Raw genomic sequence first — 11,413 nt, 5'->3', positions numbered from 1 at the left:
AGAAGTCAGTAGGTATTATGAACGTTTATAAGAATTGTAAAAGAAAACGATCTCAGGATCTGCATTTTGAAGGAATGACCGAATCTGATTTTCGGAAATTTCAAATTCGCATTTCAAATGGATATATTTTAAATTGCTAAAACCTTTAATGGCATCTAGGTTAAACGAGTTTCTCAAATCATTTGCTGAACTCAAGTTGATAGTGATGAGTTGAATTTGATCATAAAGAGCATTTGTTGCAGATAAAAAGTTAAAGGATTTAGTATCCAAAAACTTCAAGACTACTGGAGCTCCAGCACCTATAACATTTAAAATACCATTATCTTTTACATAAACGGTAGCTTTTAAATCATACAGTAAATCATAAGGAAACTCCGATGATATCGTAGAGCTTCTTTTACCAACAGTAGTGCCTTGTGCAAGCGTCTGTTCACGATCAGATAATTTATGGATTGCATTTTCTTGAGAAAAAGAAGTGCCCGAGAAAAGTCCAATAAGTATTATCATACTTAAAAACTTTGTGTTAAATTTGGAGTTCATAGTCCTAAATAGTTTATTTAATCTAATTGTTTCATGACTTAGCGATCTTTTTTTGATAGGATCACTAAGTAATATGTTTTCATTTTAAGCTATTCTTATTAAAAATAAATGTGCCTAAAAATGAAATTCTTTAAATATGTAGAGGGAAGTTGCATTGCAAACCAATGCGGGAATGGATTCATTAACATGTTTTTGATTTGGGGTCATTTACATTAATTTATTTGAACAAAGCAACATATAACAATTAGTTAAAACAAAAATAAATGTTGAAGGGACGAAAATAATCGATAAGGAGGACATATGCAACACTTTGTCGATAAAATACGCATTTAATCGAGTAAGATATGAAAACAATAGTACTAATAAGACACGCCAAATCCTCTTGGGACCACGATGTCAGTGATTTAAACCGTCCTTTGAGTAAGCGAGGTTTTACTGATGCAAATTTGGTATCCAAGGCATTTGGAGCTTATAACTTTAATCCTGAGGCCATTTTCTGCAGTCCTGCAAACCGGGCACTAACTACCTGTCAGCTGTTTATGGATAATATTGGTTTGGAAAAGAAGTTGTTGACCATAGACCATGAACTCTATGATTTTGGCGGAAATCAAGTGAGACGTTTTATAAAATCTTTGGATGACGATTTGGATAAGATCATGATATTTGGCCATAACCATGCGTTTACATCTTTGGCCAATAGTTTTGGAGATGCTGATATTGACAATCTGCCAACTTCAGGTTTGGTCATGATTGAGTTTAATGTAAATCAATGGCAAGAGGTAAGTCAAGGTGAAACCAAAATGATCCTAAAACCGAAAGATTTTAAATAAACCACTTCATTTGTCATTGTGATGAAATACGAGTGTTGTGTTAATGCCTGTACTTCTCATTTACGGTGGAAGTAATAATTGAAAGTATATCTTGAGTAACGCCTTTATTTTAAGGTATAAATAGAATATATTTGTGGTAGATTAAATTCAGTCCTCGCTTAATGGTTAAAGATATCAATTCCAATACATACATCAATAGAGAATTAAGTTGGTTACAGTTTAACGAACGTGTTCTGCAGGAAGCAGAAGACGAATCTGTTCCGCTTATTGAACGCCTTCGCTTTTTGGGTATTTTCTCTAACAACTTAGATGAGTTTTTTAAGGTGCGATACGCCACAGTCAAACGTATTGATGAAGCAGGAAAAACCGGTAAAAGCGAGTTGGGAGGGATTTCCGCTGGCGAATTATTGGAAATTATCACACAAATCGTCATCAAGCAACAAAGTGATAGTCTCGAGATCTTAGCAACCATACACAAGCGGTTGGAAGATAAAAATATCCATATCGTCAATGAAACACAAATTGACGAGTCACAACACCGGTTTATAAAAAACTATTTCATTCAGCGTGTAAGTCCTGCATTGGTAATCATTATTTTGAGCGAATTGGTAAAGCTGCCAACCTTAAAAGATAGTGCAGCGTACCTTGCCGTCAAAATGGTATTTAGCGATCAAAAAAAGCAATTTGCTCTTATTGAAATCCCTAAGACATTGGATCGGTTTGTAGTGTTGCCAAAAAAAGGTCCAGACAATTATATCATTTTGATGGATGATTTATTACGGTATTGTCTGAATGATATTTTTAATATTTTTAAATATGAATCCGTGTCAGCCCACATGATTAAAATTACACGTGATGGCGAATTGGATTTTGAGAGTGATCTGAGCAAGAGTTTTATCGAAAAGATATCAGACAGCGTTAAACATCGACAAATAGGAGAACCGGTCAGATTTGTCTACGATAAAACCATCGATGATGAAACGTTGCTGTTGCTCATGAACATGATGGGCATAGATTCCAAAGACAGCGTTATTCCTGGTGGACGCTACCATAACAGACGCGACTACATGGACTTTCCAAGTTTAGGAAGAACCGATTTGCTGTATGAAAAAATAGAGCCACTACCCATAAAAGGATTGAGTTTAGAGACGAGTATCTTTCATAATATCGCTAAAAAAGATTATTTGTTGCACACCCCTTATCAGACTTTTTCATATATCGTCAAATTCTTAAGGGAAGCAGCTTTAGATCCTAAAGTAAAAAACATAAAGATTACCATTTATCGATTGGCACAAATTTCGCACGTGGCCAGTTCCTTGATCAATGCTGCTAAAAACGGAAAAAAAGTAACTGTAGCTATCGAGTTGCAGGCACGCTTTGATGAGCAGGCCAATATTGATTATGCGGAGCAAATGCAAACAGATGGTGTCAACCTTCTGTTTGGCGTCAAAGGTCTCAAAGTGCATAGCAAGATGTGCGTCATTGAGCGAGAGGAAAACAATAAAATAAAACGCTACGGATTTTTGAGTACTGGTAACTTTAACGAATCCACCGCTACGCTTTATACAGACTATACCTTGTTTACTTCGGACCAAAGAATTTTGAAAGATGTGGTCAAAGTATTTGATTTTTTCGAAACCAATTATCGAATTTTTAGATATAAGCACATTATTGTTTCGCCACATTACACTAAAACGAAATTGTTTAAATTTATTGATACCGAAATAGAAAACGTCAAAAACGGCAAACCCGCGTACATAAAACTAAAACTTAACAGCCTTTCAAGTTATATGATGGTGGATAAGTTGTATGAGGCCAGTAGAGCTGGTGTAAAAATTCAAATGATCGTTAGAGGTATTTGTTGCTTGGTTCCCGGAATTAAGGGGATGAGTGAAAATATAGAGGTGATCAGTATTATTGATAAGTTTTTGGAACATACCAGGTTATTGGTGTTTTGTAATAATGATGATCCAAAAATTTATATTTCTTCGGCCGATTGGATGTCAAGAAATATTGAAAATAGGGTAGAAGTCACCTGTCCAATTTACGATCAGGACATTAAAAATGAGCTTTTGGATGTTTTTCATATTGCTTGGAATGACAATGTAAAGGCTCGTTTGTTATGTGGTACTCATGAAAATAAATACAGACGTAATAATTTGCCAAAGGTAAGGTCACAATTTGAGATCTATAATTATTATGCCAATAAACTACAAGATTAAACTATGTTAAACATTAAAAAATATGCAGCTATTGACATTGGTTCCAACGCGGTACGCTTGCTTATTTCAAATATAATTGAACAAAAAGGAAAGCCAACACTTTTCAGAAAAAGCTCATTGGTACGTGTGCCAATACGTTTGGGGGCGGATGTCTTTTTAAATCGGAGAATTTCTAAAGAAAATGAATTGCGCTTGGTAGACACGATGAACGCGTTTAAATTGCTCATGGCCTCGCATAAAGTTGTGACCTATAAAGCATGTGCCACCTCTGCGATGCGTGAAGCTGAAAATGGCGATGATATTGTAAAGCTTATTAAAAAACAAGCCAAAATAAAGATCGATGTTATTGATGGCGAAGAAGAAGCAGCCATTATTGCCGCTACAGATTTGAACAGTTATATAGATCCGAGCAAAACGTATTTATATGTGGATGTAGGTGGTGGAAGCTCTGAGTTTTCTGTGATTCATGAGGGTAAAACTGCAGCTTCAAAATCGTTTAAAATAGGAACGGTAAGGTTGTTAAATGATATTGTGCAAAAAGAAGTCTGGTTGGAATTGGAAACGTGGATCAAACAAAGCACCAAAGGATATGAAAAAATTGACCTTTTAGGGTCTGGTGGAAACATTAACAAAATCTTTAAAATCTCAGGTAGAGCAGCGGGCAAACCGCTAACATATTTTTATTTAACTTCCTATTACAACATGCTCCAAACCTACAGTTATGAAGAGCGTATTACAGAATTAGACCTTAACCAAGATAGAGCGGACGTTATTATTCCCGCCACCAGAATCTATCTTTCTGCCATGAAGTGGAGTGGTGCCAAGTATATTTACGTTCCAAAAATCGGACTTTCTGATGGAATTATCAAAAGCGTCTACTTTGGTACGGTATCAAGTATAAACTTGGTATAAGTTAGCCGTTTATCTTCTTTTTATTGTTACATATCTAATATTTCATTGGAATAATTATTTTCAATATATATTCACAGCCTCAAATCATGAATTATGAAAAAACTATTTACTCTTTTACTTATTGTAGGAATTACAACCGTCTCATTCTCCCAAGACATCAATTACGGGGTGCATTTTGCCACCAATGTCTCTAATATGGATTATGAAGTTGACGGTATTCGTGCCAATCCGCATAGAAACGGTTTTGTTTTTGGTGCATTTGTAGATTTTGGATTGACCGAAACTTTGGCTGTTATGACAGAATTGCAATATTCTCCAGAAGGCGCCAATTTACAGTATTATAAAACTGATTATCTTAACTTACCAGTGATATTGAATTACAATATTTTTGGCGGATTTAAGGTTGGTGTTGGACCACAATTGGGTTTGAAAATCCATAAACATCAGGACGGATTTAAGAATCTTGTATTCTCTGGTGTGGGATTTACCGAATATATGATTACTGATGAAATTGGTATCGATTTCCGTTATATATACGGGATTTCGAACGTATTTGATGAAGAATTAAATCTTAAAGCCACACAAGGTGTGATGCAATTTGGGTTTACTTACAGACTTTAATACCATCTAAATATAATATGAACAAAGCTCCATTAATATGGAGCTTTGTTGTTTTTTAGTGTTTGTTTTATATATAAATGGCCCTATATTTTATAAGACCTATCCATGTATCGTTTCGCCTACACTCAAGTTTTTCATTATTTCCGCTTCATACTCTAAAAGTTCATTCCATTTCTTATCTACTTCCTGGCGGTCACCATACTGTCTGGCAAATCCTAGAAACATAGTATAGTGATTGGCTTCGCTCACCATTAATTTTCTGTAGAATTCAGCCAATTCTTTATCCTGCAGCTCTTCTGAAAGCAGTCGGAAACGCTCACAGCTTCTGGCTTCAATTAATGCAGCATATAGTAGTCTATGGACCAATTGTGTAGTTCTACTTCCTCCTTTTGGGAAAAACTTCAGCAATTGAACCACATAGTCATCCTTTCGATCTCTCCCGAGAGTCCAACCGTTTTCGATGATTCTGTCGTGCACCATTTTAAAATGACTAATTTCTTCTTTGACCAAAGCCACCATTTCTTGCACTAACTCTGTATATTCCGGAAAACTCACAATTAAAGAAATAGCGGTACTTGTCGCTTTTTGTTCACAGTAAGCGTGATCTGTTAATATGTCTTCAATATTTTTTTCAACAATATTCACCCAACGCGGGTCAGTGGGTAATTTTAATCCGAGCATAATTTTTAATTTAAAAGTTTAAAACCGTGAGATTTATTTTTCAATCACTAACGATTTTCATTTTATCTAACTGTGTTCTTCAATTAAGTTAAGCGTTTGTTGCCCATAACCATCGATGGACATTCTGTACAATTTGTAAGCGTTGTTTTTAGGATTGATAAAAGAAATATCCAATTTAATATCGCCTTCCGTTGACAGATCTTGATTTACCCAGACATGTTGCAAAGTAGCATCATCCCAGAATACATCAGTATTCATACTTTTAAAATCTTTTGCAGAAATGTGGGTGCTTAAAATATCTTTTGAAGCATTGGAAACTATGATTTCCGATTCAAATACACGTTGATATTTGACTTCTTTGGAAGTGACATCTGTTGTATGCGAAATCAGAATTTGTTCGTCCAAAAGTGAATAGTTTTTGATATGAACATGAATACCGTTTGAAATTAAAGTATCCGTCACTATTTCAACATAAGCTTCAGGATGATAGTTGACCATTTCCGATACGGTATGTTTCAAATTGAATTCAGAAATCGCGCGGTCTAAAGCCTCTTTTTTCGTTTGTCGACCATCACAACTCAAACAAACAATTGAAATTAAAGCAAGTAATAGAAGTGAGTTTTTCATATGTCGTTATTTTTTAAACCTGTAAAGATTCTAAAACCATGTCGGTTTTGACGCTAATGTTTGGGGCTTATACTCGTTGTGCAGATGAATTTTCAAGTTAAATATCCAATCCAAAGGTTTTTCTCAAAAGCTCAATATTCGGGTTTTTCTCTTTTAATTTCTCGTATTTGTCCAAGGGTGTAAAGACATATTGTTTTGCGACTTCCTCATTGACTTCAACATGCAAAGTTAGATCAAAATTCTTAACTGCTTTTCTGAGGTGCTCCATCAACGGAAACTGTGCACGTTCCAACTCAATTTTAAGGGACTCATTGGGGAATTCCACATGTATTTCTGTACCCCTTAAGTTAGGCTTGCTCATTTCCAAAATAGATACCATGATTTTCTCTCCTTTTTGATCTAAGGTTTTGACGTAGTCCTCCCAAGCTTTATGGAAGGCTTCAGGTGTAAAATCTTCTTTTGGTAAATCATTGGGATCAATGACCACCTCCATTTGTTTGATGAGATGTTCTTTTTTAGCCCTAATACTTTTTAAGGAAAGCCCGGAAGTGCGTTTTGGATCGGGTTTCAAATCGATTTTAGGAACCATCGGCTGGACCAAAACACTTGGTTTTTCCTTGATTATAGTTTGCGTACTGGATGCTATAGGCTCCGCAACAGTGTGGCTTATTGATGTATCTTTTTTTGGAAGTGTAACTGCAATTGGAGTAATGCCTTTTGCCTTAAAATAGGACGCCGGAATTATGTAGTGACTGCTATTTTTTTTTTCTCCATCAAAAGTGATAGAGGCAAGTTGCATTAAAGTAAGTTCAACGAGAAGACGTTGATTTTTACTGCTTTTAAATTTGAGATCACAGTCGTTGGCAAGTTCAATGCCCTTCATGAGAAATTCATAGGATGCTTTTCTGCACTGCTCCATATATTTCACTTTGGTATCCTCGCCAACTTCGAGAAGTTCAACGGTGTGTTCATTTTTACAGACCATCAAATCTCTAAAATGCGACGCTAAACCAGCAATATAATGATGTCCATCAAATCCTTTGGATAACGTGTCATTAAATTGAAGGAGCAGTTCTGGAATTTTATTCTCTAAAATTAAGTCGGTGCTCGTAAAGTATGTTTCGTAATCGAGGACGTTCAGGTTCTCCGTAACCGCCTGTCGCGTCAAGTTCTTACCAGAAAAACTTACTACTCTGTCAAAAATAGAAAGTGCATCACGCATGGCGCCATCCGCTTTTTGGGCAATGATGTGAAGTGCGTCATCTTCAGCGTCTATACCTTGTTCTTCGGCAATGTATTTTAAATAGTTTTTAGCGTCCTTTACAGTGATGCGCTTAAAATCAAAAATTTGACACCGCGATAGGATTGTCGGAATAATTTTATGTTTTTCGGTGGTCGCCAGAATGAAAATACAGTGTTTTGGTGGCTCTTCCAACGTTTTTAAAAACGCATTAAAAGCCGCTTGCGACAACATGTGAACCTCATCAATAATATACACTTTATATTTTCCAACTTGCGGCGGAATTCTAACTTGGTCCGTTAGGTTTCTAATATCATCTACAGAGTTGTTGGAGGCGGCATCCAGTTCAAAGATATTGAAGGCGAAATCTTCATCTTCTTTTTCTGTGCCGTCGCTATTGATCATTTTGGCCAGAATGCGTGCGCAGGTGGTCTTACCAACGCCCCGCGGTCCCGTAAACAACAAGGCTTGTGCTAAGTGATGATTTTCAATGGCATTCATCAACGTATTGGTAATAGCCTGCTGGCCCACAACATCCTTAAAGGTTTGTGGTCTGTATTTGCGTGCCGATACTACGAAATGTTCCATTGTTTATACTGCATTCAGTTGCGCTTTTCAGAATGAAAAACTAGAAGTAACAAAGTTAAAAATTCGGTTCTAATAAAGGAATTACATCTTGTAATTTTAGCATTAGTTATTAACAAATGGTATCAAAAGTCAGAGTTATAAGTGCCTAAAGTACTTAAAGATGATAACAACGATGCGTTTTGGGCAATTAGTAAACTTTAAGCACCCCAAACTTTAAGTATTTATAATTCTATAGACCTAAAACTTTACACTAACTTTGTGCTCAAGTAAACCGCCTTATCGCTTCTTGAGAAATCGGGAGGAGGAAAGTCCGAACACCATAGTGCAACATAATGGCTAATCACCATCGGTCGTGAGATCAGGAAAAGTGCAACAGAAAGTATGTACAGGTCAAGCTGTAGTGAAACCAGGTAAACTCTATGTGGTGCAATGTCATGTATACCAACGCTTGAGGGCGGCACGCTCGATTGTTGGAGGGTAGACAGCTAAAATGTACTGGTAACAGTACATTCAGATAAATGATAAGGCCATCTCTCTTTTTTGAATATACTTTTGAATAAGAAAATGGACAGAATTCGGCTTATAGATTTACTTACTTAAACAAGCTCTTTGTTCATTCAAAGAGCTTTGTTTATTCAGTGAAACCCATATTCCAAAAGCCGAAGGCGCATTGGAATATATTGGTTGAACTAATCCCGCTTTTGGGCGGGATCTATACTCGAAACATAAAAGCTGAAGGCGCATTGGAATATGTTGGTTGAACTAATCCCGCTTTTGGGAGGGATCTATACTCAAAACATAAAAGCCGAAGGCGCAATGGAATATGTTGGAATCCCGCTCATATGAGGTTTAATATAACCTAACATTCTCTATTCAGCTTTCTCAAAGAAACTAAACATACCACTGCCATATTTCTTGGAATAACTAAAATAGGGCAATTGGGAGAGTTTCATCTGTTCGGCGTGCTCCACGATTAAAAGACCTTCATCTTCCAAAAGGTCATTTTGAAATACCAATTCCGGAATTTTAGAAAATTCCTCCAAACTAAAGGCATATGGCGGATCAGCAAAAATAACATCTGATTTCAGTTTTGTCGTTTCCAAGAATTTAAAAACATCGCTTTTTATGGTGGTAATTGGCATTTTGAATTCTTCCACAGTTTTATTGATGAATTGGATACATCCAAAATCTTCGTCTACAGAAGTTATGTTTCCCGTACCTCTAGAGGCAAATTCAAAACTGATACTTCCAGTACCAGCAAATAAATCCAACACCGAAATCTCGTCAAAATAGAAGTTATTATTCAGGATGTTGAAAATGGCTTCCTTTGCCATATCAGTAGTAGGACGTACTGGTAGATTTTTTGGCGGCGTGATACGTCTGCCTTTAAATTGTCCTGAGATTATTCGCATTAGTTAAAACTATTTAAAATAAGTGTGTGCTGATGCTTGGGATGTGTTTCATCAGATTTGTTGTAAGTATAGTTTTTTGAAGGACCATCAAATTCCACATATCTGATATAGGTATAAAGCATTTGATACAACTCATCATCTTTAACAATATTCCCCGATAATTTGACAATGACGGTTTCAGTATCCAATTTTAATTGCTCAATGGAGAAAAGAATAAAATAGATAAAATCCTCTTTTGTGTAATATTCAAAGGTATTGTAAAGATGAAATTGTCCTTTTTTTACCACTACCATTTCGAAATGGAAAGGTTCTACATTGATATAAATTTTATCATCGGTAGAATCTACTTCTTCCTTTAAAATTTGTTCCAAAAAGATAGTGGACGCATGTTTGTATTCAAATTCACCGTACACCTCAAACAAATAGTTATTAATATTGATATAAGGTACAAACACATTAATGCTATCGTTGGCTTCTATTTTATCGTGTGAAATAAAATCAGTTTTGATTATTTTTGAACTGAACTTCAGATAATCTGCGGCATTTTGCTCTTCAAAAAACTCTTCAGGCACGAAATTAGAAAGCTCGTTTTGAAAAAGCACCAAAACGCTCTCAAAAGTCTGAGAGAGCAGGGGTTCATCTAAAAAGATGCCTTGCAGCTCTTTCAAAACAGCTTCTGGCGTCAATTTGCTTTTAAAATCAAAACGTTTCAAATACTCAACTTCGGAGTTGGTACTGTTAAGGATACAAAAAGAAAGTCCACTCAAACTAATTTGAATGGACAATTTTTTAAGATTTATTAATTCCAAGTTATTATTCAGTTGAGTAGTTTTTAGGCCAGTTGCCATTGGTTTTAACTTCTTCCATAGATCCTACAGTAAGTTTAGGTCCGTTAACACCATCAACAGATACAACTTGTTTTTCCTTTGCGATGAGATTTTTGTCTTCACCGTCAAGAAGAATAGCTTTGTCTACACTAGCTTCAAACACCGGAATGTTATCTAAAAACCCAGCCTTCAATTCAAATTTCGCTCCTGGTTTTCCTACTGGTACATTCATCATCGTTCTATATCTTGTATCTGCGCCAAACAAAGAGTCTTTTACAGGAACAGTACCTAAGGTATCAATTAGGACAATGTCTTTCATAATCGTTACACCACCAAAAAGTTTTGTTTTTTCCACGTCGACAATTGAGGAATCCCTGCGTTGTACAATTGTATATTTACCGTTTTCAATAAATTTAACCAATTCATCAAAGTTATCCGTAAACTTCCCGTTAACTTGTTTGAATGCCAATTCAGCATCTCTAATGTCTTTTAGTTTTTCAATAACAACATGGTAGCGTTTTTCCTTAAGTTCATTGAATTGGATCTCGCCATAAACAGACATGAAGGTTTGGTAGCCAAGAAAAGCAATAATAGCCCATAGTACAATATGTAGAATTGGCTTAAAGTTTTTAGGGACAAATTTGTCTATCAACCAAACGATTCCAATCGTGAGAAGGATAACAATTACAATGGCAAGAATTACTGTTAGCATAGTTTGTGAGTTTATTTTTTATAAATGGTCTAACGCAAATCTACAATTTTTTTTAATTCACGAAAACCAAACCTAATAAAAATGATACAATTTAAAAATGTATTTCAAATAAATTATTTCCACTTGTCAAAAATACCGTCATAAAGTTACAACAATTCTTTATAAACCTTACCTTTCCGTTTTTAGAAAATGACTCCTCTC

Annotated in this window: 11 protein-coding genes and 1 other RNA gene; 5 read left to right on the top strand and 7 right to left on the bottom strand. The window is 35.6% G+C overall.

Annotated features, from left to right (window positions below; all coding sequences use genetic code 11):
* Window positions 1-15 precede the first annotated feature (15 nt).
* Window positions 16-507: a hypothetical protein gene (locus ESZ48_RS05655; RefSeq protein WP_129016350.1), complete on the bottom strand. Its 492-nt coding sequence runs from the start codon at window positions 505-507 to the stop codon at window positions 16-18.
* Window positions 508-884: 377 nt separating this feature from the next.
* Between ESZ48_RS05655 and ESZ48_RS05650 the strand changes: the two genes are divergently transcribed.
* The 4 genes from ESZ48_RS05650 (at window position 885) to ESZ48_RS05635 (ending at window position 5,125) form a co-directional block, all read left to right on the top strand.
* Complete coding sequence (locus ESZ48_RS05650; protein WP_129016349.1) at window positions 885-1,370, top strand: SixA phosphatase family protein; 486 nt, start codon at window positions 885-887, stop codon at window positions 1,368-1,370.
* Window positions 1,371-1,531: 161 nt separating this feature from the next.
* Entirely contained in the window at window positions 1,532-3,592 is a 2,061-nt protein-coding gene (gene ppk1 / locus ESZ48_RS05645) for a polyphosphate kinase 1 (RefSeq protein ID WP_129016348.1), read from the top strand.
* Window positions 3,593-3,595: 3 nt separating this feature from the next.
* Complete coding sequence (locus ESZ48_RS05640) at window positions 3,596-4,504, top strand: Ppx/GppA phosphatase family protein (protein ID WP_129016347.1); 909 nt, start codon at window positions 3,596-3,598, stop codon at window positions 4,502-4,504.
* A 93-nt stretch (window positions 4,505-4,597) separates the two neighbouring features.
* On the top strand, window positions 4,598-5,125 hold the full coding sequence (locus tag ESZ48_RS05635; RefSeq protein ID WP_129016346.1) for an outer membrane beta-barrel protein: 528 nt from the start codon (window positions 4,598-4,600) through the stop codon (window positions 5,123-5,125).
* Between the two features lie 99 nt (window positions 5,126-5,224).
* On the opposite strand, the gene miaE is transcribed toward ESZ48_RS05635, so the two are convergent.
* The 3 genes from miaE to dnaX all read right to left on the bottom strand — a co-directional run bounded on the left by miaE (window position 5,225) and on the right by dnaX (window position 8,261).
* Entirely contained in the window at window positions 5,225-5,806 is a 582-nt protein-coding gene (miaE, locus tag ESZ48_RS05630; protein ID WP_129016345.1) for a tRNA-(ms[2]io[6]A)-hydroxylase, read from the bottom strand.
* A 66-nt stretch (window positions 5,807-5,872) separates the two neighbouring features.
* Window positions 5,873-6,433: a hypothetical protein gene (locus ESZ48_RS05625; protein ID WP_129016344.1), complete on the bottom strand. Its 561-nt coding sequence runs from the start codon at window positions 6,431-6,433 to the stop codon at window positions 5,873-5,875.
* Window positions 6,434-6,530: 97 nt separating this feature from the next.
* Window positions 6,531-8,261, bottom strand: a complete 1,731-nt coding sequence (gene dnaX / locus ESZ48_RS05620; RefSeq protein WP_129016343.1) for a DNA polymerase III subunit gamma/tau — start codon at window positions 8,259-8,261, stop codon at window positions 6,531-6,533.
* 263 nt (window positions 8,262-8,524) lie between these two features.
* On the opposite strand from dnaX, the gene rnpB reads away from it, so the two are divergent.
* An RNA gene (gene rnpB, locus ESZ48_RS05615) (RNase P RNA component class A) lies at window positions 8,525-8,860 on the top strand.
* Between the two features lie 270 nt (window positions 8,861-9,130).
* Here rnpB and ESZ48_RS05610 read toward each other — a convergent pair.
* Genes ESZ48_RS05610 through ESZ48_RS05600 form a run of 3 tightly spaced genes read right to left on the bottom strand, consistent with a single transcriptional unit; the run spans window position 9,131 to window position 11,212 of the window.
* On the bottom strand, window positions 9,131-9,673 hold the full coding sequence (locus ESZ48_RS05610; protein WP_129016342.1) for an RsmD family RNA methyltransferase: 543 nt from the start codon (window positions 9,671-9,673) through the stop codon (window positions 9,131-9,133).
* Window positions 9,673-10,521 (bottom strand): DUF3822 family protein, encoded by an 849-nt coding sequence (locus tag ESZ48_RS05605; RefSeq protein WP_129016341.1) that lies wholly within the window; start codon window positions 10,519-10,521, stop codon window positions 9,673-9,675. Before ESZ48_RS05605 ends, ESZ48_RS05610 begins: the two co-directional genes overlap by 1 nt.
* The gene (locus tag ESZ48_RS05600) at window positions 10,487-11,212 is read right to left on the bottom strand and encodes a hypothetical protein (protein WP_129016340.1); all 726 of its coding nucleotides are present in this window, start codon (window positions 11,210-11,212) and stop codon (window positions 10,487-10,489) included. Before ESZ48_RS05600 ends, ESZ48_RS05605 begins: the two co-directional genes overlap by 35 nt.
* Window positions 11,213-11,413 lie beyond the last annotated feature (201 nt).

The organism is Gelidibacter gilvus, assembly GCF_004115975.1.
GTDB classification, from domain to species: domain Bacteria; phylum Bacteroidota; class Bacteroidia; order Flavobacteriales; family Flavobacteriaceae; genus Gelidibacter; species Gelidibacter gilvus.
Note: the sequence above shows the minus strand (reverse complement) of the source record. Positions and strands in the feature narration are given on the sequence as shown.